Annotated in this window: 21 protein-coding genes and 2 tRNA genes; 9 read left to right on the plus strand and 14 right to left on the minus strand. The window is 72.2% G+C overall.

All coding sequences use genetic code 11. From position 1 onward, the window contains the following. Positions 1–44 precede the first annotated feature (44 nt). Positions 45–701 (plus strand): SDR family oxidoreductase, encoded by a 657-nt coding sequence (locus ADK55_RS28370; protein ID WP_053682643.1) that lies wholly within the window; start codon positions 45–47, stop codon positions 699–701. Between the two features lie 37 nt (positions 702–738). On the opposite strand, the gene ADK55_RS28375 is transcribed toward ADK55_RS28370, so the two are convergent. Further along, positions 739–1,179 carry a DUF3574 domain-containing protein gene (locus ADK55_RS28375; protein ID WP_053682644.1) on the minus strand — a complete coding sequence of 147 codons (441 nt, stop codon included), beginning with the start codon at positions 1,177–1,179 and terminating at the stop codon, positions 739–741. Between the two features lie 106 nt (positions 1,180–1,285). Between ADK55_RS28375 and ADK55_RS28380 the strand changes: the two genes are divergently transcribed. Then, positions 1,286–1,783: a hypothetical protein gene (locus tag ADK55_RS28380; protein WP_053682645.1), complete on the plus strand. Its 498-nt coding sequence runs from the start codon at positions 1,286–1,288 to the stop codon at positions 1,781–1,783. A 59-nt stretch (positions 1,784–1,842) separates the two neighbouring features. Here the strand turns inward: ADK55_RS28380 and ADK55_RS28385 are convergent. Then, positions 1,843–1,924, minus strand: a tRNA-Tyr gene (locus ADK55_RS28385). 200 nt (positions 1,925–2,124) lie between these two features. On the opposite strand from ADK55_RS28385, the gene ADK55_RS28390 reads away from it, so the two are divergent. The 3 genes from ADK55_RS28390 (at position 2,125) to ADK55_RS28400 (ending at position 4,749) form a co-directional block, all read left to right on the plus strand. After that, the gene (locus ADK55_RS28390; protein WP_053682646.1) at positions 2,125–2,613 is read left to right on the plus strand and encodes a YajQ family cyclic di-GMP-binding protein; all 489 of its coding nucleotides are present in this window, start codon (positions 2,125–2,127) and stop codon (positions 2,611–2,613) included. A gap of 200 nt (positions 2,614–2,813) precedes the next feature. Next, positions 2,814–2,888 (plus strand) — tRNA-Ala (locus ADK55_RS28395). A 427-nt stretch (positions 2,889–3,315) separates the two neighbouring features. Continuing rightward, positions 3,316–4,749, plus strand: coding sequence for a SulP family inorganic anion transporter (locus ADK55_RS28400; protein WP_053682647.1), 1,434 nt, complete (start codon positions 3,316–3,318; stop codon positions 4,747–4,749). 27 nt (positions 4,750–4,776) lie between these two features. On the opposite strand, the gene ADK55_RS28405 is transcribed toward ADK55_RS28400, so the two are convergent. The 12 genes from ADK55_RS28405 to ADK55_RS28460 form a co-directional block, all read right to left on the minus strand. Beyond that, a complete protein-coding gene (locus ADK55_RS28405) occupies positions 4,777–5,169 on the minus strand; it encodes a YccF domain-containing protein (RefSeq protein WP_053682648.1) in 393 nt (130 codons plus the stop codon). Further along, on the minus strand, positions 5,166–6,029 hold the full coding sequence (htpX, locus tag ADK55_RS28410) for a zinc metalloprotease HtpX (RefSeq protein WP_053682649.1): 864 nt from the start codon (positions 6,027–6,029) through the stop codon (positions 5,166–5,168). Before htpX ends, ADK55_RS28405 begins: the two co-directional genes overlap by 4 nt. 233 nt (positions 6,030–6,262) lie before the next feature. After that, positions 6,263–7,822 (minus strand): NADH-quinone oxidoreductase subunit N, encoded by a 1,560-nt coding sequence (locus tag ADK55_RS28415; RefSeq protein WP_053682650.1) that lies wholly within the window; start codon positions 7,820–7,822, stop codon positions 6,263–6,265. Next, positions 7,819–9,372 (minus strand): complex I subunit 4 family protein, encoded by a 1,554-nt coding sequence (locus ADK55_RS28420; RefSeq protein WP_053682651.1) that lies wholly within the window; start codon positions 9,370–9,372, stop codon positions 7,819–7,821. Before ADK55_RS28420 ends, ADK55_RS28415 begins: the two co-directional genes overlap by 4 nt. Positions 9,373–9,410: 38 nt before the next feature. Next, entirely contained in the window at positions 9,411–11,459 is a 2,049-nt protein-coding gene (locus ADK55_RS28425; protein ID WP_053682652.1) for an NADH-quinone oxidoreductase subunit L, read from the minus strand. Further along, positions 11,456–11,812, minus strand: a complete 357-nt coding sequence (gene nuoK / locus ADK55_RS28430) for an NADH-quinone oxidoreductase subunit NuoK (RefSeq protein ID WP_053682653.1) — start codon at positions 11,810–11,812, stop codon at positions 11,456–11,458. The genes ADK55_RS28425 and nuoK overlap by 4 nt, the downstream gene beginning before the upstream one ends. Continuing rightward, the gene (locus tag ADK55_RS28435) at positions 11,812–12,396 is read right to left on the minus strand and encodes an NADH-quinone oxidoreductase subunit J (RefSeq protein WP_053682654.1); all 585 of its coding nucleotides are present in this window, start codon (positions 12,394–12,396) and stop codon (positions 11,812–11,814) included. The genes nuoK and ADK55_RS28435 overlap by 1 nt, the downstream gene beginning before the upstream one ends. Next, positions 12,393–12,983 carry a NuoI/complex I 23 kDa subunit family protein gene (locus ADK55_RS28440; protein WP_199826649.1) on the minus strand — a complete coding sequence of 197 codons (591 nt, stop codon included), beginning with the start codon at positions 12,981–12,983 and terminating at the stop codon, positions 12,393–12,395. Before ADK55_RS28440 ends, ADK55_RS28435 begins: the two co-directional genes overlap by 4 nt. Next, a complete protein-coding gene (locus ADK55_RS28445; protein WP_053682655.1) occupies positions 12,983–13,951 on the minus strand; it encodes a complex I subunit 1/NuoH family protein in 969 nt (322 codons plus the stop codon). The genes ADK55_RS28440 and ADK55_RS28445 overlap by 1 nt, the downstream gene beginning before the upstream one ends. Further along, on the minus strand, positions 13,948–15,012 hold the full coding sequence (locus ADK55_RS28450; RefSeq protein ID WP_053682656.1) for an NADH-quinone oxidoreductase subunit C: 1,065 nt from the start codon (positions 15,010–15,012) through the stop codon (positions 13,948–13,950). The genes ADK55_RS28445 and ADK55_RS28450 overlap by 4 nt, the downstream gene beginning before the upstream one ends. Continuing rightward, positions 15,009–15,620 carry an NADH-quinone oxidoreductase subunit B gene (locus ADK55_RS28455; protein ID WP_053682657.1) on the minus strand — a complete coding sequence of 204 codons (612 nt, stop codon included), beginning with the start codon at positions 15,618–15,620 and terminating at the stop codon, positions 15,009–15,011. Before ADK55_RS28455 ends, ADK55_RS28450 begins: the two co-directional genes overlap by 4 nt. Next, the gene (locus ADK55_RS28460) at positions 15,611–16,018 is read right to left on the minus strand and encodes an NADH-quinone oxidoreductase subunit A (RefSeq protein ID WP_053682658.1); all 408 of its coding nucleotides are present in this window, start codon (positions 16,016–16,018) and stop codon (positions 15,611–15,613) included. Before ADK55_RS28460 ends, ADK55_RS28455 begins: the two co-directional genes overlap by 10 nt. A gap of 156 nt (positions 16,019–16,174) precedes the next feature. Between ADK55_RS28460 and ADK55_RS28465 the strand changes: the two genes are divergently transcribed. The 4 genes from ADK55_RS28465 to ADK55_RS28480 all read left to right on the plus strand — a co-directional run. Continuing rightward, entirely contained in the window at positions 16,175–17,365 is a 1,191-nt protein-coding gene (locus ADK55_RS28465) for a sensor histidine kinase (protein WP_053682659.1), read from the plus strand. Between the two features lie 226 nt (positions 17,366–17,591). Then, on the plus strand, positions 17,592–18,920 hold the full coding sequence (locus ADK55_RS28470) for a sensor histidine kinase (protein ID WP_053682660.1): 1,329 nt from the start codon (positions 17,592–17,594) through the stop codon (positions 18,918–18,920). A 239-nt stretch (positions 18,921–19,159) separates the two neighbouring features. After that, on the plus strand, positions 19,160–19,819 hold the full coding sequence (locus tag ADK55_RS28475) for a response regulator transcription factor (RefSeq protein ID WP_053682661.1): 660 nt from the start codon (positions 19,160–19,162) through the stop codon (positions 19,817–19,819). Between the two features lie 234 nt (positions 19,820–20,053). Further along, positions 20,054–20,713, plus strand: a 660-nt coding sequence (locus tag ADK55_RS28480) for a 2-oxoacid:acceptor oxidoreductase family protein (RefSeq protein ID WP_199826650.1), incomplete at its 3' end; no start/stop codon positions are given.

The following is a 20,713-nucleotide window of genomic DNA, read 5'->3' on the forward strand; positions in this document are numbered from 1 at the left end:
CCGCTTCGCGGGCGCGGGCGCCCCGCTCGACGTACGGTCGGGGCATGCGCATCGTCATCGCGGGTGGACACGGTCGGATCGCGCTGCGGCTGGAGCGGCTGCTCTCCGCGCGCGGGTACGAGGTCGCGGGCATCGTCCGCGACCCGGAGCAGGGCGACGACCTGCGGGACGCGGGGGCCGAACCGGTGCTCTGCGACCTGGAGTCGGCGACCGTCGAGCACGTGGCGGGGATCCTCCAGGGCGCCGACGTGGCCGTCTTCGCGGCCGGGGCGGGAGCGGGCAGCGGTATCGAACGCAAGGACACCGTGGACCGGGGCGCGGCCGTCCTCTTCGCCGACGCGGCCGAACGGGCCCGCGTACGGCGCTTCCTGATGGTCTCCTCGATGGGCGCCGACGCCCGCCACGACGGGGACGAGGTCTTCGACCACTACCTGCGGGCGAAGGGCGAGGCCGACGACCACCTCCGCACCCGGCTGGGCCTGGAGTGGACGATCCTGCGCCCGGGCGCGCTCACCGATCAGGCCGGTACGGGCCTGGTCCGCCTGGAGGCGGACACGGGCCGGGGGTCGATCCCGCTCGACGACGTCGCGGCGGTCCTCGCGGAGCTGATCGAGACCCCGGCGACGGCGGGCCTGATCCTGGAACTGCTCTCGGGCTCGACGCCGGTCTCGGTGGCCGTCAAGGACGTGGCGGGCAACTGACGTCGGACGCGGGTCCCGGGCCCGGCCCGCGGGTCGTTCAGAACTCGGCGCTCACCTTGTCGTCCGAACGGCCCACCGAGTCCTGCCGGAACCGGTGCTCGTACGTCCGCCGGATGCGCTCGATGCGCGCGCCGCGCTCCTGCGCCTCCTTCTCGGGGTACAGCAACACCACCTCGTACGAGGTCTCGTGGACGATCCGGCCGTCATGGCCGCGCCATTGGCCCCGCCCGTGGTGGACGGTGAGTCCCTCGGGGAAGGCCGGGGTGATCTCGCCGTCCAGGAAGCGGGTGAACTCCCCCTCGCCGACCGGCCCCTGGCCGCCCGGGCGGTCACTGCCGAAGTAGAGCCGCGTCTCCTGGTACGGCTCCCCCACCTGGGTGTCCAGAGCCGCCCCGACCAGGGCCGGGATGCCGGCGCCGAGCAGCGCGAGCAGGACGCCGCCGCCGACCTTGCCTCGTGTGTCCGATGTCCGATGCACGCCCCGTGAACGACCCGACGTCCCCATCGTTGCGCGGGAGGCGCCCGATAGGGTCACTGCGGATTCGGCCGCGGGGACGGTCGTACGAGGCACCGGAGTGGGGCGAATGGGCGACGGCGACTGGCGGATCGGCGAGGCGGAGGGAGCCCGGCTCGCCGCCCGGTGGTGGAAGTGGGCCCTGTCCGCGCCGGAGGACCGCAGCCCCGTCGGTGACACCACGGGGCGCAACGCCGGATGGCGGCAGCCCGAGGACCTGTGGTTCCTCGCCGGGACGCACGGCGGCCGGGTGGTGCGGCGGTGCACGGTCCCGAGCGGCCGGAGGTTGTTCTTCCCGGTGCTGAACACCCAGCGGGCGGCGGTCCCGTTCGTCACCAGACCGTGGACGCCGACCGTGGCGCGGGCGCGTGCGGCCCTGAACAGCGTGCCGCTGAGGCTGGAGGAGTTCTCGTCGAGGCCGTTCCAGTCGCTGGGGATACCCCGGGTCGCCTGGGGCCTGTGGTGCGGACTCGGCCCGCTCCCGGCGGGTCAGTACGTACTGGAGATCGCGGCGTCCGCGACGAACGGCTTCTGGGTCGACATCACGTACCACCTGACGGTGGAGTGAGGGCGGCCGGGGAACGAAGAAGGCCCCCGTTCACTGGGTGAACGGGGGCCTCTTTCGCGTGGCGGCGCCAGGGTTCGAACCTGGGTAGGCTGAGCCGGCAGATTTACAGTCTGCTCCCTTTGGCCACTCGGGCACACCGCCAAGAGATGTTGCCGTTTTTCCGCCTTGCGGCGGCGCTCCGTGGCAACGACGTAAACAATACCCGATGGCCGGGGGTGCTTCGCCACAGGATTGATCAGCGCCGCACGTGGGCGTGGTGGCTAGGCTTTGCGGAGCGGGCCGGGGTTGTCCGGCCGCGCCCTCCGGGGCATCACACAGCCGACTTCAAGGAGCCACAGCACATGGCCGACTCCAGTTTCGACATCGTCTCGAAGGTCGAGCGGCAGGAGGTCGACAACGCCCTCAACCAGGCCGCCAAGGAGCTCTCCCAGCGTTACGACTTCAAGGGGACGGGCGCGTCGATCGCCTGGTCCGGCGAGAAGATCCTGCTGGAGGCGAACTCCGAGGAGCGCGTGAAGGCCGTCCTCGACGTCTTCGAGACCAAGCTGGTCAAGCGCGGGATCTCGCTCAAGGCCCTGGACGCCGGTGAGCCGCAGCTGTCCGGCAAGGAGTACAAGATCTTCGCGACGATCGAGGAGGGCATCTCCCAGGAGAACGCGAAGAAGGTCGCGAAGATCATTCGTGACGAGGGTCCCAAGGGCGTCAAGGCTCTGGTCCAGGGCGATGAGCTGCGCGTCAGCTCCAAGAGCCGCGACGACCTCCAGACCATCCAGGCCCTCCTCAAGGGCAAGGACCTGGACTTCGCGATCCAGTTCGTGAACTACCGCTGATCAGGGCCTCTGACCCGCACCAACGCTTCTAGGTGAGCTTGGCAGGGCACAACGGGGGCACTGCGCCGAGGACCGCCTCGACGGCTGCCCGCGTTGTGCCCTCGCCGTCCGGCCGCAGGTGCGCCACAGGTGCGGCTCGGCGGGCCTGTCGGAAAAATCGCCGGCGCCGGGGTGGGGCGGGCCGGCTATGATCACGGCAAGCGGGGTCGTAGCACAGAGGTAGTGCGCCTACACAGCATGGAGGAGGACGCCGGTTCGAATCCGGCCGCCCCGCCCCTTCCACTTTGAACGGCCGTTCATCGGCCTGCCGTCGAGAGATCCGGCAGAGCCGCGTCCCGCGCGCGGTCGTGAGGCCGCCCGCGACGTGTCGGCCGCCGTTCCCGCGGCCGTGACCCCGCCCGCGGCGAGGGACCCACGCGGTGAGGGATCCACGCGGTGAGGCGTCCACCGGCAACGAGGTGAAGAGGCCCGTCACGGCTGCGCTCGTTCGTATCCGTGGACGGGCTCGCGGCGCTCTGGCGCCGATGGTTGCCGGTTCGGGGCGGTGCCCCGTCGCCCCCGGCCCGTCCGGGTGGTGGACCGCGCGTGTGCGGGGCGTGTGCGGCGCGTGCTCCGCCGCGGGCCCCTGTGGTCACTGGGCACGGGCCGGTGCGCCCACCACGCTGGGTGACAACCATCCATCACGTGGCAGGGGGTTCTCGCATGCCTGGGGCCGGTACGTTTCGCGAAGACTTCGGGGCGTCCGTCGTCGTCGCGCTCGTCGCGCTGCCGCTCTGTGTCGGCGTCGCCGTCGCCTCCGGGGTGCCGGCCGAACTCGGCATCGTCACCGGGGTGGTCGGAGGCCTCGTCACCGGCTGGTTCCGCGGGAGTTCGCTCCAGGTCAGTGGCCCGGCCGCGGGGCTGACCGTACTCGTCTACGAGGCCGTGCGGGCGTACGGTCTGCCCGCGCTCGGGGCGCTGGTGGTGGCTGCCGGGCTGCTGCAACTCGCCATGGGGGCGCTCCGGCTCGGGCGGTGGTTCCGGGCGATCTCCGTCGCCGTGGTGCAGGGGATGCTGGCCGGGATCGGGCTCGTGCTGATCGCGGGTCAGTTGTACGCGCTGGGCGGGGTCCGGGCCCCCGGGCAGACCCTCGCGAAGCTGGGTGGGGTGCACGTGCTCGGGGCGCAGGCCGACTGGGCCGCCGTGGCGCTCGGGGCCGGGACCATCGCCGTGATGGTGCTCTGGCGGCGCGCGCCGGCCCGGATCAGGCTCGTACCGGGGGCGCTCGTCGGGGTGGCGGCGGCGACCGCCGCGGCCGCGCTGTTGCGGCTCCCGGTGGACCGGGTGCGGGTGAAGGGCGTGCTGGAGGCGGTGACCCTGCCGGCCGTGGACGACTTCGGGGTGCTGCTGTCGGTGGGAGCCGTCGGGACGGTGGTGGCGCTCGCGCTGATCGCGTCCGCGGAGACCCTGTTCAGCGCGGCGGCCGTCGACCGCATGCACGACGGGCCGCGCACCCACTACGACCGGGAGCTGGTCGCCCAGGGCGTCGGGAACCTCACCTGCGGGCTGCTCGGGGCGCTGCCGATGACCGCCGTGATCGTGCGCAGCGCCGCGAACGTGGAGGCGGGGGCGCGGACCCGGGCGGCGCGGGTGATGCACGGGGGTTGGCTGTTGTTGTTCGCCGTGGCTCTGCCGCAGGTGCTGGAGGTGGTGCCGCTCGCGGCACTGGCCGGGGTGCTGCTGCACGCCGGATGGAAGCTGCTGCCGGCCAGGGCGGTGGCCGCGCTGTGGCGGACGCACCGGGGCGAGGCGGTGGTGCTGGTGGTGACCGCGTCGGCGATCGTGGCGACCAACCTGTTCGAGGGGGTGCTCATCGGACTGGGTCTGGCCGTCGCCAAGGCGGCCTGGGAGACCTCCCACGTGCACCTGGAGGAGGTGTGGGAGGGGGACGTGCTGTGTGTCCGGGTGCTGGGTAACGCCAACTTCCTGCGGCTGCCGAAGCTGTTGGACTCCCTGGACGCGCTGCCGCCCGGGCAGCGCGTACGGCTGGACCTGGGCGGGCTGCGGCACCTCGACCACGCCTGCCTGACGGCCCTCGACGGATGGGAGCGGGCCCGTGCCCGTACGCCCCTCCCCGGCCGCGAGGGCGTCGCCTAGGGCGACGCCCGGGGCCCGCGAGCCGGGTCAGCGGGAGGCGAAGGGGGCGTCGGTCGGGACGATCTCGCGGCCCAGCGGGAGCAGGGAGAGCGGGACCATCTTGAAGTTGGCGATGCCGAAGGGGATGCCGATGATCGTGACGCAGAGCGCGATGCCGGTGACGATGTGGCCGAGGGCCAGCCACCAGCCCGCCAGGACCAGCCACAGGACGTTGCCGACGCAGGAGCCGGCGCCGGAGTCGTGTCGCTCGACGGTCGTGTAGCCGAAGGGCCACAGGGCGTACACCGCGATGCGGAAGGCGGCGATGCCGAAGGGGATGCCGATGATGGTGATGCAGAGGATCACACCCGCGAGGCAGTAGCCGAGGAACAGCCAGACGCCGCTGAGTACGAGCCAGATCACGTTCAGGATTGTCTTCACTGCGTACGGCCTGCCATCTGTTCGAGCCGGGCGATGCGCTCGGCCATCGGGGGGTGCGTCGAGAACATCCTCGACAATCCCTCACCGGGGCGGAAGGGGTTGGCGATCATCATGTGACTCGCCGTCTCCAGACGTGGTTCCGGGGGCAGCGGCAGCTGCTTGGTGCCGGCGTCCAGCTTGCGCAGGGCGCTCGCCAGGGCCAGCGGGTCGCCGGTGAGCTGGGCTCCGGAGGCGTCGGCCTCGTACTCGCGCGAGCGGCTGATGGCGAGCTGGATCACGGACGCGGCCAGCGGGCCGAGAATCATGATCAGCAGCATGCCGAACAGGCCGGGTCCCTCGTCGTCGTTCGAGCGGCCGATGGGGATCAGCCAGGCGAAGTTGACCAGGAACATGATCACGGAGGCGAGTGCTCCGGCGACGGACGAGATGAGGATGTCGCGGTTGTAGACGTGGCTCAGCTCGTGGCCGATCACCCCGCGCAGCTCGCGTTCGTCGAGGATGCGCAGGATGCCCTCGGTGCAGCAGACCGCGGCATTGCGCGGGTTGCGGCCGGTGGCGAAGGCGTTGGGGGCCTCGGTCGGCGAGATGTAGAGCCGGGGCATGGGCTGGCGCGCGGAGGTGGAGAGCTCGCGGACCAGGCGGTACAGCTCGGGGGCCTCGAACTCGCTCACGGGGCGGGCGCGCATCGCGCGTAGAGCCAGCTTGTCGCTGTTCCAGTACGCGTACGCGTTCGTCCCGAGGGCGATGAGGACGGCGACGATCAGGCCGCCCCGCCCGAAGAAACTTCCGATGACGATGATGAGTGCGGACAGCCCGCCGAGGAGTACGGCGGTCTTCAGCCCGTTGTGCCGGCGGTGCACGGTACGCCCTCCAAGTGGTGCGGCAGGGGGACCCCGTCCAGGATCTTCGGTGCGAAGGGTCTCCGGTCCAGTGGACCCTTCCTTCCTGGTCAACGCGAGGTGGGGGCGTCTGGTTCCCGGGGCACGACGGGGACGCCGCACCGGTGGGCCGGGCGGCGGGGCGGCCGTGGGCATTGCTCCGTACGGGTCACGGCGTGCGGGACGGCGTGTGGGCGGGCGTGCGGGGCGGGCGGCTACTGCGGGAAGAGGCTGCCCGCGGCGAAGCGCAGGATGAGCTGCGGGGCGCCCGAGAGGACCAGGGCGGTGACTCCGGTGAGCACGATGGCGACGGTGATCGGCAGGGGGGCCTTCACCCGGGCCCCGGCGGTGGCCGCGCCCTCGCCCGCGCTCTCGCCCGCGGCCTCCCGCGGGGCGCGGAAGAGCAGGGCCGTCCAGCGCAGGTAGTAGTACAGGGCGATCACGACGTTGATCGCCATCAGCACGGCCAGCCAGCCCAGTCCGGCGTCGACCGCCGAGCGGAAGACGGTGACCTTCGCGAAGAGGCCGATGAGGCCGGGCGGCAGTCCGGCCAGGCACAGCAGGAAGAAGGCCAGGGCCAGGGCGGCGGCGGGGCGCTCGGCGTACAGGCCCCGGTAGTCGTCGATGCGGTGCAGCGGCTTGGTGCGGGCGACCAGGGCGGCCACGGCGAAGGCGCCGAGGTTCACGGCCGCGTACATGAGGGCGTAGGCGACGGTGGAGCCGATCTGGTCGCGGTCGGAGTACGCGGCGGCGGCGATCGGGACCAGCAGGTAGCCGGCCTGGCCCACCGAGGACCAGGCGAGGAGGCGGACGGCGCTGTTCGGGCGGTCGGCGGACTGGCGCAGGGCGGCGACGTTGCCGACGGTCATGGTCAGCGCGGCGAGGACGGCCAGCGCCGGGCCCCAGATGTCGGAGTACGCCGGGAAGGCGATGACGGTGACGAGGATCAGGCCGGTGAAGCCGACGGCCTTGCCGATCACCGAGAGGTAGCCCGCGATGGGCAGCGGGGCGCCCACGTAGGTGTCGGGGACCCAGAAGTGGAAGGGGACGGCCGCCGTCTTGAAGGCGAAACCGACGAGGGTGAGGGCGACGCCCGCCATGGCGAGGGTGTCGAACCGCGCGGGAACGTCTTCGAGCCGGTCGGCGACCTGGGCGAGGTGCAGGGAGCCGGTGGCCGCGTAGACGAAGGCGACGCCCATCAGGGACACGGCGGTGGCGGTGACCGAGGACAGGAAGAACTTGAGGGCGGCCTCGGAGGACAGCCGGTCGCCGCGGCGCATGCCGACGAGGGCGAAGGCCGGCAGCGAGGCGACCTCGAGGGCGACGATCAGGGTGGCGAGGTCCCGGGAGGCGGGCAGCAGGGCCGCGCCGGCCGCCGAGGAGAGCAGCAGGAACCAGTACTCGCCCGCCGGCATGCGGCCGTCGCGGACGGCGGTGACCGACAGCAGGGCGGTGACCAGGGCGCCGGCCAGCACCAGGAACTGCACGACGAGCGCGAAGTGGTCCGCGGTGTAGCTGCACGCGCCGGGGTCGCCGGTGAGGCAGAAGGTGGCGCGGTCGCCGGCGCGCAGCGGCAGCAGGGAGGCGGTCGCGGCGGCGAGCCCGGCCACGGAGACCCAGCCGAGCAGCGGCTTGCGCTCCTCGGGCAGGAAGAGGTCCGCGACCAGGACGACGAGGGCGACGGCGGCGGTGATGACGACGGGGGCGATGGCGAGCCAGTCCACGGACTGGACCAGGCTCGGGGTCTGCGCGCCCGCGGCGGACAGGACCGTCATGAGTTGCCTCCTGCGAGGAGCTTCTGGACGGCCGGGTCGGTGAGGCCGAGGAGGACGGCGGGCCACAGGCCGGCGAGGACGGTGAGGGCGACGAGCGGGGTCCAGGCGGCGAACTCGTAGTGCCGGACGTCCGCGACGGTGATCTCGGGTCCGGCCTTCGGGTCGCCCATGCAGACCCGGCGGACGACGACCAGGAGGTAGCCGGCGGTGAGCAGCGTGCCGAACGCGCCGACGGCCGTGTACGTGAGGAACGCCGACCGGGGCAGTCCCTCGGCCGGGTCGAACGCACCGAACAGGGCCAGCATCTCGCCCCAGAACCCGGCGAGGCCGGGCAGCCCCAGGGAGGCGACGGCGGCGAAGGCGAGGAGCGCGCCGAGGCGGGGGGCGCGGCCGTAGAGGGCGGCGCCGGTCGCCCCGGCGAGGGTGTCGAGGTCGGCGGTGCCGTAGCGGTCCTTGAGGGCGCCGACCAGGAAGAAGAGGAGGCCGGTGATCAGGCCGTGGGCGATGTTGGCGAACAGCGCGCCGTTGACGCCGGTGGGGGTCATGGAGGCGATGCCGAGGAGCACGAAGCCCATGTGGCCGACGGAGGAGTAGGCGATGAGCCGCTTGAGGTCGCCCTTGTTGCCCTTGCGGGCCAACGCGAGGCAGGCGAGGGACCCGTAGACGATGCCGACGACGGCGAACGCGCCGAGGTAGGGGGCGAAGGTGGCCATGCCGTCGGGGGTGATCGGCAGCAGGATGCGGACGAACCCGTACGTGCCCATCTTCAGCATCACGCCCGCCAGCAGCACCGATCCGACGGTGGGGGCGGCGGTGTGCGCGTCCGGCAGCCAACTGTGCAGGGGCCACATGGGGGTCTTCACGGCGAGGCCGAGGCCGATGGCGAGCACGGCCAGGAGCTGGGTGGTGTGGGACAGTTCGCGGCCGTTGTCGGAGGCGAGTGCCACCATGTCGAAAGTGCCGCTGTCCAGCCCGATCAGCAGCAGGCCGAGCAGCATGACCACGGATCCGAGGAGGGTGTAGAGGATGAACTTCCAGGCGGCGGCCTGCCGCTGAGCGCCGCCCCAGCGGGCGATGAGGAAGTACATCGGGATGAGGACCATCTCGAAGGCCAGGAAGAACAGCAGCAGGTCGAGGACGGCGAAGGTCGCGAGGGTGCCGGACTCCAGGACGAGCAGCAGGGCGACGAAGGCCTTCGGGGAGGGGCCCTCGGGGAGCTTGAAGTAGCTGAAGAGCGCGCAGAGGAAGAACAGCAACGCGGTCATCAGGAGGAGGGGGAGCGAGATGCCGTCGATGCCGAGGTGGATCCGGATGTCCAGTGCCGGGATCCAGCCGATGTCCGTCGTCGCCTGGAATCGGGACGGGGCGTCGTGGTCGAAGCCCAGGGTCAGGGCGATCGTCGCGGCGAGGATCACGCCGGTCACGGTCACGCCGTGGCGCAGCACGGCCTGTTCGGGGCTCTTGCCCTTGAGGCCGGGCGGGGCCGGCAGGAGGGCGGCGACGGCGCCGAGGAGCGGTACGGCCACGACGAACGCCAGGAGGAACTGCATGACGGACGGGCTGATATCAATCACGGCTGACTCACGGCTCACGATCCGGCGTTGACGTTGGCGAGGACGGCGGTGGCGATGGCCAGGACCACGGCGCCGGCGAGCAGGGCGCTCAGGTAGCTCTGCACGTTGCCGGTCTGGGCGCGGCGGACGAGGGCGCCGAGCAGTCGGGGGCCCGCGCCCGCGCCGCGGACGTACGTGTCCACGACCTCCCGGTCGAGGAAGCGGACCAGGCCGGCGGCGGCCCGTACGGGGCGGACGAACAGCCGGTCGTAGACGGCGTCGAGGTGGAAGCCGGCCGCGGCGTGGCGGTGCAGCGGGCCGAGGAGCGCCTTGCCGGGGTCGGGGGCGGGGCCCGCGGGGACGGTGGGGTGCTCGTGGGCGACCTCCGCGACCTCGGGGGTCTCGGCGGCGGACTCCGCCGCGGCGGTGGCGGCGGAGACACCGGCCGCGACGGCGGCGGGCTCGTCGGTGACGGCGGCGGCCGCGGGTCCGATCGCGGCGGGGGCCGCGTATGCCGCGGCGCCGGCGCGCTGCCAGAGGCCGTAGGTCAGCAGGACGCCGATGACGGCGGCGCCGACTCCGAGGACCGAGGTGACCACGGACGGGGTGAGCTGCTCGCCGTCGAACCAGTCGGCGAGGGGGCCGGCGGCGAGGCCGAAGGCCACCGTGGGGATCGCCAGCAGCCACAGCACGCCGGTCATGGCGACGGGCTCCTTGCCGTGGTCGGGGGCGGCGGCGCCCCGGCCGCGGAAGGCCATCAGCCACAGCCGGGTGGCGTAGGCGGCGGTGAGCAGGGCGGTCAGCACGCCGGAGACGAGCACCAGCCAGCCGGCCGCGCCGGGGGCGACGTCGGAGTGGCCGGTGGCGGTGCGCTCGGCGGCGACGAGGATCGCCTCTTTGGAGAAGAAGCCGGCGAAGGGCGGGATGGCGGCGAGCGCGAGGAGCGCGAGCGTCATCGTCCAGAACGCGTCGGGGATGCGCTTGGCCAGGCCGGCCGTGCGGGACATGGCGGCCAGGGAGTTCGTCCCGGCGGCGTGGATGATCACGCCCGCGCCGAGGAAGAGCAGCGCCTTGAACGCGCCGTGCGACAGGAGGTGGAAGACGGCCGCGCCCCGGTCGCCGACGGCCAGGGCGCCGATCATGTAGCCGAGCTGCCCGATCGTGGAGTAGGCCAGTACGCGTTTGATGTCGTCCTGGGCCAGGGCGGCGAGGGCCGAGCCGATCATGGTGATGGCCGCCATGGCGGCCATCACCACCAGCGCGGCCCGGGAGGCCGCGAAGACCGGGAGCAGGCGGGCGACGAAGTACACGCCGGCGGCGACCATCGTCGCGGCGTGGATCAGCGCGGAGACCGGGGTGGGGCCCGCCATGGCGTCGGGCAGCCAGGTGTGCAGCGGGAACTGCGCGGACTTGCCGGCGACCCCGGCGAGCAGGAGCAGCGCGATCAGCGTCGGGTGGTCGAGGCCGCCGGCGCCGACGGTGTCCAGGATCTCGGTGATCCGGAAGGAGTCGGCGTCGGTGGCGAGGGCGAACAGGCCGATGAGGAAGGGCACGTCGCCGAGCTTGGTGACGAGGAAGGCCTTCAGGGAGGCGGAGCGGGCCGCCTCGGTCTCCCAGTAGTGGCCGACGAGGAAGTACGAGCAGATGCCCATCACCTCCCAGCCGACGAGCAGCACCATCAGGTCGCCGGAGTAGACGACGACCAGCATGGCGGAGGTGAACAGGGAGACCAGGGCGGCGTACGACGGGTAGCGCGGGTCCTCGCGCAGGTAGGCCGTGGAGTAGAGCTGCACGCAGGTGGCGACCACGCCGACCAGCACGGCGACCAGGGCCGCGAAGCCGTCCACGTACAGGCCGAGCTCGATCGGCACCGAGCCGGTCGGGGTCAGCTCGGTCGCGGTGTCGATGGCCGGGCCGCCGCCCTGGCGGACGGCGACGAGCACGGCCAGCACGGCGGCGCCCAGCGTCGGCAGGATGGCGAGCGGCCGGACGAAGCCGGGGGCACCGCGGCCGCACAGCAGTCCCGCCACCGCGCCGAGGAACGGGAGGAGGGGGACGAGGACCGCGAGGGTCGTGGTGCTCACGCGGTGACCTCGCTCTGGATGCTCGGATCGGTCGGGGCGGGCTCGTGGCCCTCGGCGGTGTCGCGCAGTCGGTCGACGTCCGAGGTGCCCCGGTTGCGGTACACCGTCAGCACGATCGCGAGGCCGATGCCGATCTCGGCGGCGGCGATGGCGATGGTGAAGAGGGTGAGGGCCTGGCCGGCGTGCAGGGCGTCGCGCAGCCAGACGTCGAAGGCCACCAGGTTGAGGTTGACGGCGTTGAGCATCAGCTCGACGGCCATCAGCACGAGGATGGCGTTGCGGCGGGCGAGTACCCCGTACAGGCCGACGCAGAAGAGGAGCGCCGCGAGGACGGCCGGGTAGGCGAGGTGCATCAGCGCGGCCCCTTCTGGTCGTCGGGGCCGGCGGCGGGGTCGTTCCTGCGGGACAGGACGATGGCGCCGATCAGGGCCGCGAGGAGGAGCACGGAGAGGGCCTCGAAGGGCAGCACCCAGTGCTGGAAGAGGAACTCGCCGGTGACCCGGGTGGATCCCTGGGCGGCCCCGTCGAGGTCGATCCAGGTGGTGCGGAAGGCGTCGACGACGACCCAGACGAGTGCGACGGCGGCGACGATCGCGACGCCGAGGGCGACGGGGCGGTTGCCCGAGTCGGCGTCCGGGGACCGGCCGATGGGCGCCTTGGTCAGCATCAGTCCGAAGAGGAGCAGGACGACCACGGAACCGAGGTAGATCAGCACCTGCACCCACGCGATGAACTCGGCGGTCAGCAGCAGGTACTCGACGGCGATCCCGCCGAGCGCCACGACCAGCCACAGCGCGGCGTGCACGAGCTGTTTGGTGGTGACCGTGACGAGCGCCGCGCCGAGGGTGGCGAGGCCGACGAGGACGAAGGCGATCTCGACGCCCGTCGGGGAGAGGAAGCCGGGGCCGGTGGCGGCCAGGGTGGCGGCGGGGCTCACGCGTCTCCCTCCGGGTCGGTCGGTGTCTCGGTCGCGGCGGCCGCGGCGGCGGCCGCTTCGGCGGCGGCAGCCGCTTCCGCCTTGTCCACGGCCTTGCGGGCGGCGGCGATCTCCTTGGGCTCCTCGGCGGCCGGGTCCAGGGCGGGCGGGGCCGGCACGGTCCACATCCATTCGCGGAGCTTGTCGCGCTCGTGGGTGAGTTCGAGGATGTCGGTCTCCGCGTACTCGAACTCCGGCGACCAGAAGAGGGCGTCGAAGGGACACACCTCGATGCAGATGCCGCAGTACATGCAGAGGGAGAAGTCGATGGCGAAGCGGTCGAGGACGTTGCGGCTGCGCTCGCGCCCACCGGGGGCGGCGGCGGGCACCGTCTCCTTGTGGGAGTCGATGTAGATGCACCAGTCGGGGCACTCGCGCGCGCAGAGCATGCAGACCGTGCAGTTCTCCTCGAACAGCGCGATGACGCCGCGGCTGCGCGGCGGGAGTTCGGGCTGCACGTCGGGGTACTGGGCGGTGTGCGAGCGCCTCGTCATCGTGCGCAGGGTGACGGCGAGGCCCTTGGCCAGGCCGGATCCGGGAACGGGCATCAGTTGATCGCCACCTTCACGATGCCGGTGAGCGCGATCTGGGCGAGCGCGAGCGGGATGAGGACGGTCCAGGCGAGCTTTTGCAACTGGTCCTCGCGCAGTCGGGGGTAGCTCACGCGGAGCCAGATCACCACGAAGGCGAGGACGGCGACCTTGAGGAGGGTCCAGACCCACCCCAGGTCGTCCCCGCCGAAGGGGCCGTGCCAGCCGCCGAGGAAGAGGACGGTGGTGAGGCCGCACAGGACGACGATGCCGGCGTACTCGGCGAGCAGGAACAGCGCGAAGCGCAGGCCGGTGTACTCGGTGTACGCGCCGAAGATGATCTCGGAGTCGGCGACGGGCATGTCGAAGGGCGGCCGTTGGAGTTCGGCGAGGCCGGCGATGAAGAAGACGAGCGCGCCGACGATCTGCCAGGGCAGCCACCACCACTGGAAGGCGTCGACGATGCCGGGGAGGGAGACCGTGCCGGCCGCCATGGCCACCGAGGCGGCCGTGAGCAGCATGGGCAGCTCGTACGCCAGCAGTTGAGCGGCGGTACGCAGACCCCCCAGCAGGGAGAACTTGTTCGCCGAGGCCCAGCCGGCCATCAGGCTGCCGAGTACGCCGACGCCCATGACGGCGAGGGCGAAGAACAGGCCCGCGTCGATGACCTGGCCGACCGCGCCCTCACCGGGGCCGATGGGGATGACGAGGAGGACCAGGAGGTAGGGGAGCAGCGCGACGGCGGGGGCGAGCTGGAAGATCCGCCGGTCGGCGTCGGCCGGGACGATGTCCTCCTTCTGCGCGAACTTCACGCCGTCGGCGACGAGCTGGGCCCAGCCGTGGAAGCCGCCCGCGTACATGGGGCCGAGGCGGCCCTGCATGTGGGCCATCACCTTGTGCTCGGTCTGCCCGACGACGAGCGGGAGCACGAGGAAGACGACGAAGACGACGATCAGTCGCAGGGCGACGTCGAGGACGTCGTTCACGCGTCGCCTCCGGTCTCGGGGGTGGGGTCGGGGGTGGACTCGGACCCGGGTGCCGGGTCCGGCTTCTTGGCCGGGGCCTTGCCCGGGGCCGTGTCCGGCTTCTTGTCCGGGGTTTCCTCCGGGGTTTCGTCCGGGGCGGGTCCGTCCGTCGGAGTCTGGGCCGGGGGCGGCTCGGGCGGTGCGGGCGTCGCGGCCGGCGCCGGTTCCTCGAAGGCGGGCTTCGGGTCGTGCCAGGGCGCGTCCGGGGCCCCGGACGCAGGCCCCGGCGGGCCGGCCTGGCTCGCGGAGCCGTCCGCGACCGACCGGCTGCGCCGCACCGGACGCACCGGGGCGTCGCCTTCGGCCGGGGGTGCCTGGGTCGCGGAGCCCTCGGCCACCGAGCGGGTACGGCGGACCGGCGCGCCCTCGCGGGGCGTCCGGGCCGGGGCGCCCGCGCCGCCGGCCGCGCGCGGGGTGCGGGCGGGGCGGGTGGGGGCCGGCGGCAGTTGGCCCTTGAGCGGGCCCCAGTCGTTGGGGTCGGGAACGCCCGGCGGCAGCATCTGTCGTCGCTTCGGCGCGTCGGGGTCGTGTGCCTCGCCCGGCTCCTTGGCGCCCGGCCAGGCCTTGGCGACGCGGGCCGCGAGCACGAAGTCCTTGCGCAGCGGGTGGCCCTCGAAGTTCTCGGGGAGCAGGAGGGGAACGAGGTGGGGGTGGTCGGTGAAGATCACCCCGAACATCTCGAAGGTCTCCCGCTCGTGCCATTGCGCCCCCGCGTAGACGGCGACGGCGGACGGCAGCGAGGCCGCCGCGTGCGGGACGGTGGTCCGCAGCAGCAGGCGTCGTACGCGGTGGTCCTCCAGCGAGACGACGTGCGCGCAGACCTGGAAGCCGGTGCCCGGCTCGTCCACCGCGCTCAGCCAGTCGAAGTAGGTGCAGCCCAGCTTGTCGCGGGCGATCTCCAGCGAGGAGATCCAGGATCCGACGGGCACGTCGACCGTGAGGACGTCGTACGCGAACGAGCCCACGGCCTCGGCGCCGAAGACGGTCGCCGCCGCGTCGGGCAGGGAGTCGTAGAGGTTCACGCGCCGGCCCCCGCTGTGGCCGAGGGCGCGGGCGGGGGCGTGACCAGGCCGCTGGTGAGTTGGGCGACGGACGGATTCGCGTAGCGGTCCGCGAGCGACTCTCGGGCGATCTTCTCCTGGAGCTTGAGGATCCCCTGGAGCAGCGCCTCGGGGCGCGGCGGGCAGCCGGGCACGTAGACGTCGACCGGGATGATCTGGTCGACGCCCTTGGTGACGGAGTACGAGTCCCAGTACGGTCCGCCGCAGTTGGAGCAGGCGCCGAAGGAGATGACGTACTTCGGCTCGGGCATCTGCTCGTAGAGCCGCTTCACGGCGGGGGCCATCTTGTCGGTGACCGTGCCCGAGACGATCATCAGGTCGGCCTGCCGGGGACCCGGCGCGAAGGGGATGACACCGAGTCGGATGAAGTCGTGTCGGGCCATGGACGCGGCGATGAACTCGATCGCGCAGCAGGCCAGGCCGAAGTTGAAGACCCACAGGCTGTAGCGGCGGCCCCAGTTCAGGACCACCTTCATGGGTTCGGGTGCCAGTCGGGAGAGCACTCCCAGCCGCTTCGGCTCGGGAAGCGGCTGCGGCTCGGCCGGTGTCCCCGCCGGTGTCACAGCCATTCGAGGACGCCCTTCTTGTACGCATAGAGCAGGCCGACGGCCAGGAAGCCCAGGAAGAGGAACATCTCCACCAGGGTCGTGGCGCCGTAGCCGGCGGCGGCGAACACGGTCGCCCACGGGAACAGGAAGATCGAGTCGACGGCGAAGATGACGTAGAGGAACGCGTAGACGTAGTAGCGGACCTGGGTGTGCGCCCAGCCCTCGCCGACGGGGTCCACGCCGCACTCGTACGTCAGGAGCTTCTCGGGGGTGGGGACCACGGGCCGCAGCAGTCGGCCGGCGCCGAAGGCCACGGCGACGAACAGCACGCCGAGCACGGCGAGCAGGCCGACGACCGAATAGCTTCGGAAGTAGTCCGCCGCGTACACGGTCACGGTCGATACCGTTGGGTCGGGCACGTCCGTTCCTCGCTCCTCGGCCACTGTCGACGATCTGGGTGATCTGGTACGCACGGGAGTCTAGGGCCTGGGCCACGCGGGGTGGGGTTATCCCCCGTTCACCGCCGCCGGGCCACCCCATGGCGACGCCGGACGGAAATTGGCAGGCTGTGCGGCATGACCGCGAGCATCCGCACTTCCCAGGACGACCTCCTCCCACCCGTACGTGCGGCCTTCGGCGCGGCCACGTGGAAGGAGATCGCGTACCTGCTGAGCAATCTGCCGGCGGCGCTGATCGGTTTCGTCTACACGGTGGTCATGGTCTCGACCGCGGGCGGTCTGTCCGTGACCGCGATCGGGCTGCCGTTGCTCGCGTGCGGGCTGCTCGGTTCGCGGCAGCTCGGCAAGCTGGAACGGGTCCGTTCCCGGTGGCTGTTGGGCGTACGGGTGGACGAGCCGACGCCGATCCCCGGCCCGCTGCGCTCCGGCGGGTTCTTCCCCTGGCTGTGGTCGAGCATCAAGGATCCCGTCGCCTGGCGGACCGTGTTGTTCGAACTGGTCCGGCTGCCCTGGGGGGTGCTCACCTTCACCGTCGCGTTGACGGGGCTGTTCGTGCTGTGGCCGGTCCTGCCGTGGGTGGCCCGCTGGCTGGCGAGCGTGGACCGGGCGATGGTGCGGGGCCTGCTGTCCCCCTCCGACGAGCTGGAGCGGCGGATCGCGGAGCTGGAGTCCGACCGGGCGGTGGTCGTCGACACCTCGGCCGCGGACCTGCGGCGCATCGAACGGGACCTGCACGACGGGGCCCAGGCCCGGCTGGTGGCCCTGGCGATGGGGTTGGGCCTGGCGAAGGAGAAGTTGCTGGAGGACCCGGAGGGCGCGGCCGCGATGGTGGACGAGGCACACGGGGAAGTGAAGCTGGCGCTCCAGGAGCTGCGGGACCTGGCGCGGGGCATCCACCCGGCGGTCCTGACGGACCGGGGGCTGGACGCGGCGCTGTCCTCGGTGGCCGCGCGGTGCCTGGTGCCGGTGAAGGTGCACGTGGACCTGGCGGCGCGGCCCGCGGCGGCGATCGAGGGCATCGCGTACTTCGTGGTGTCGGAGCTGCTGCAGAACGTCAGCAAGCACGCGGCTGCGCGGGGCGCGGGCGTGGAGGTGTGGCGGACGGGTCCGCGGCTGCTGATCAGGGTGTCGGACGACGGGCGCGGTGGCGCGTCCGCGCGGGCCGGTTCGGGCCTGGCGGGGCTGACGGAGCGGCTGGACGCGGTGGACGGGGTGTTCGTCGTGGACTCCCCGGAGGGTGTGGGGACGACGGTCACGGCGGAGCTGCCGTGGCGCGACCGCGAGCCGGCGGAGGTACCGGTCCGGTAGGTCCCGTCGTCTCGTTCGGCTCCCTGCGGCGACGTGGTGGGTGCGGGGCTCCCGTCCGGGTGGACGGGGGTCCCGCTTTCGCGTGCGGGGCCGGGCGGGGTGGGGTGGGGCCGTGCGGGGTGGGGTTAACCCCCCTCCGGACAGGCCGACCCGCCGCATGGTTCCGGGGGCGGCCCGGCGGCAGGGTTGAGGGGTAACGGGCGGACACGAAGGGCGGGTCGGGATCATGGGCGAGGACACGGGCACAGGCACGACGATCGGCACGGTGTTGCGGGCTCCGGTGGCGGCGCGGACCTGGCGGGAGTTGGGGTTCCTGATGCTCGGGTTCCCGCTGAGCACCCTGTACTTCTGCCTCGCCGTCACCGGGGTGAGCCTCGGCGGCGGTCTGCTCGTGACCTTCCTCGGGGTTCCGGTCCTGGCCGGGGTGCTCGCGATGGGCCGCGGCTTCGGACAGGTGGAGCGGGCCCGGGTGCGGGGGCTGCTGCGGGTGGACGTCGCGGCTCCCGAGCCGATCAGGGCCCGCAAGAGCGGGGCGATGGCCGCCATGGGGGCCCTGCTCAAGAGCGGGAGCGCCTGGCGGCACGTGCTGTACTCGGTGGTCCACTTCCCGTGGGCGGTGTTCGGCTTCTGCGTGGCGCTGGTGTTCTGGACGTACGGGTGGGGATTCCTGCTGTACCCGCTCTGGTTCTGGGTCTTCCCGACCTTCACCGACCAGCCCGGACTCCAGGTGTTCCAGAACGACGACTACTCCTTCTACCTGGACTCCCCGCTCGCCATCGCCACCACCTGCCTGGTCGGGCTCGCCCTCACCCTCGCCACCCCCTGGGTGCTGCGCGCCCTGACGACCGTGGACCGGGTGCTGGTCACCGGCCTGCTGGGCCCCTCCCGGCTGGCCCACCGGGTCACGGAGCTGGAGTCCGACCGGGGCGTCGTGGTGGACACCGCCGCCGCCGACCTGCGGCGCATCGAGCGGGACCTGCACGACGGGGCCCAGGCCCGCCTGGCGGCCCTGGCCATGGAACTGGGGCTGGCGAAGGAGAAGCTGACCGAGGACCCCCGGGAGGCCGCGCGCATGGTGGACGAGGCGCACGGCGAGGTGAAGATCGCCCTCCAGGAGCTGCGGGACCTGGCGCGGGGCATCCACCCGGCGGTCCTGACGGACCGGGGACTGGACGCGGCGCTGTCCTCGGTGGCCGCACGCTGCGCGGTGCCGGTGCGGGTGTCGGTGGACCTGCCGGCCCGGCCGGCGGCGGCGATCGAGGGCATCGCGTACTTCGTGGTGTCGGAGCTGCTGCAGAACATCAGCCGGCACGCGATGGCCCGTACCGCGAGCGTGGACGTCTGGCGGTCCGGCGACCGGGTGCTGATCCAGGTCGCGGACGACGGCCGGGGCGGGGCGTCGGCCGCGGCCGGGTCGGGGCTGGCGGGGCTCACCGGGCGACTGGACGCGGTGGACGGGGTGCTGGTCGTGGACTCCCCCGCCGGCGCCGGTACGACGGCCACCGCCGAGCTGCCGTGGCGCGACCGCGAGCCGGCCGGCGTACCGGGTCGCTAGGCCATCTCGTTCGACTTGCCGAGGGACCCCCGTCCGGGTGGGCGGGGGTCCCGTCCGCGTGCCCGGCGGCCGGTCCGCCGAGCCCGACGCACCGCACGGCATCGCATGGTCGAATACCGGCCGACGGCGACCAGTTGGCCCGGATTCGCCGTTGTCGGGGCGGCCGGCTGGGATGCTTGGGTCTGCCAGGTATGCGGGTGACGAGTGGATGCGGGAGCTGCTGAGAAGTGGAAGACAGGGTGCGGGTGGTCATCGCCGAGGATTCAGTGCTGCTGCGCGAGGGCCTGACCCGGTTGTTGACCGACCGGGGGCATGACGTCGTCGCCGGCGTCGGGGACGCGGAAGCCCTGATCAAGACGGTGGACGAGCTGGCGGCGCAGGGCGCGCTGCCGGACGTGGTGGTGGCCGACGTGCGGATGCCGCCGACGCACACCGACGAGGGGGTGCGGGCCGCCGTGCGGCTGCGCCGCGACCATCCCGGGATCGGGGTGCTCGTGCTGTCGCAGTACGTGGAGGAGCAGTACGCCACCGAACTGCTGGCCGGTTCCAGCACCGGGGTGGGGTATCTGCTCAAGGATCGGGTGGCCGAGGTCCGGGAGTTCCTGGACGCGGTGGTGCGCGTGGCCAGGGGCGGTACGGCCCTGGACCCCGAGGTGGTCGCCCAGCTGCTGGGCCGCAGCCGCAAGCAGGACGTGCTGGCGAACCTGACGCCGCGCGAGCGCGAGGTACTGGGCCTGATGGCCGAGGGGCGCACGAATTCCGCGGTGGCGAAGCAGCTCGTGGTGAGCGACGGCGCGGTGGAAAAGCACGTCGGCAATATCTTCATGAAGCTCGGTCTGTCCCCGAGTGTGGGGGATCACCGGCGTGTACTGGCGGTTCTCACCTATCTAAGATCTTGATCAACTGACACTCTGTCAGGTGAGGTGTGGTGGTACCGGTCCCGAAACGCACCTGTCGGGGTCCGGCGCCATCGCCCGGAGGTTTGGAATATTTCGCGTACTGCACGACGTCTGTCGGACAGACCGCCCCCCAAAGGACGGTCCAGAATTCGGGCGACCCAGGGACGAATGACCTCACGGACGTAGGGTTGGCCTTGGGAGCGAGCGCCCACGCCTCGAAGGAGGTCCAGTTCAGTGACCAGCCAGGTCAGTAGCCCGGCCGAGCAGGCCGACGGGGCCGAGGACTCAGTGGTCGGCGAGCAGCGCACGTCGCCGCGGCCCGGTGGGAGCGGCAAGGAAGTCCGCCGCCTCGATCGTGTGATCATCCGATTCGCGGGTGACTCGGGCGACGGAATGCAGCTCACCGGTGACCGTTTCACCTCGGAAACCGCGTCCTTCGGCAACGACCTCTCGACACTGCCGAACTTTCCCGCCGAGATTCGCGCCCCCGCCGGAACTCTTCCGGGCGTGTCGTCCTTTCAGCTGCATTTCGCCGATCACGACATCCTGACGCCGGGCGATGCCCCGAATGTGCTGGTGGCGATGAATCCGGCGGCGCTGAAGGCGAATATCGCGGACGTTCCGCGCGGCGCGGAGATCATCGTCAATACCGACGAGTTCACCAAGCGCCCGATGGCGAAGGTCGGCTACGCGACCTCCCCGCTGGAGGACGGCTCGCTGGACGCGTACAACATCCATCCGGTGCCCCTGACGACACTGACGGTGGAGGCGCTGAAGGAGTTCGGGCTGTCGCGGAAGGAGGCCGAGCGCAGCAAGAACATGTTCGCGCTGGGCCTGCTGTCGTGGATGTACCACCGCCCCACCGAGGGCACGGAGGCGTTCCTGCGGACGAAG

Origin of the sequence: Streptomyces sp. WM4235, assembly GCF_001279725.1 — a bacterium.
Lineage (GTDB): Bacteria > Actinomycetota > Actinomycetes > Streptomycetales > Streptomycetaceae > Streptomyces.

Excerpts from the sequence above, each read along its gene's own strand:
- ADK55_RS28415 (WP_053682650.1), bottom strand. The coding sequence starts at position 7,822 with ATGACGGTCCTGTCCGCCGCGGGCGCGCAGACCCCGAGCCTGGTCCAG.
- ADK55_RS28390 (WP_053682646.1), top strand. The coding sequence starts at position 2,125 with ATGGCCGACTCCAGTTTCGACATCGTCTCGAAGGTCGAGCGGCAGGAG.
- ADK55_RS28470 (WP_053682660.1), top strand. The coding sequence starts at position 17,592 with ATGGGCGAGGACACGGGCACAGGCACGACGATCGGCACGGTGTTGCGG.
- ADK55_RS28440 (WP_199826649.1), bottom strand. The coding sequence starts at position 12,983 with ATGCCCGTTCCCGGATCCGGCCTGGCCAAGGGCCTCGCCGTCACCCTG.
- ADK55_RS28420 (WP_053682651.1), bottom strand. The coding sequence starts at position 9,372 with ATGCAGTTCCTCCTGGCGTTCGTCGTGGCCGTACCGCTCCTCGGCGCC.
- ADK55_RS28370 (WP_053682643.1), top strand. The coding sequence starts at position 45 with ATGCGCATCGTCATCGCGGGTGGACACGGTCGGATCGCGCTGCGGCTG.
- nuoK (WP_053682653.1), bottom strand. The coding sequence starts at position 11,812 with ATGCACCTCGCCTACCCGGCCGTCCTCGCGGCGCTCCTCTTCTGCGTC.
- ADK55_RS28455 (WP_053682657.1), bottom strand. The coding sequence starts at position 15,620 with ATGGCTGTGACACCGGCGGGGACACCGGCCGAGCCGCAGCCGCTTCCC.
- ADK55_RS28400 (WP_053682647.1), top strand. The coding sequence starts at position 3,316 with ATGCCTGGGGCCGGTACGTTTCGCGAAGACTTCGGGGCGTCCGTCGTC.
- ADK55_RS28465 (WP_053682659.1), top strand. The coding sequence starts at position 16,175 with ATGACCGCGAGCATCCGCACTTCCCAGGACGACCTCCTCCCACCCGTA.
- ADK55_RS28380 (WP_053682645.1), top strand. The coding sequence starts at position 1,286 with ATGGGCGACGGCGACTGGCGGATCGGCGAGGCGGAGGGAGCCCGGCTC.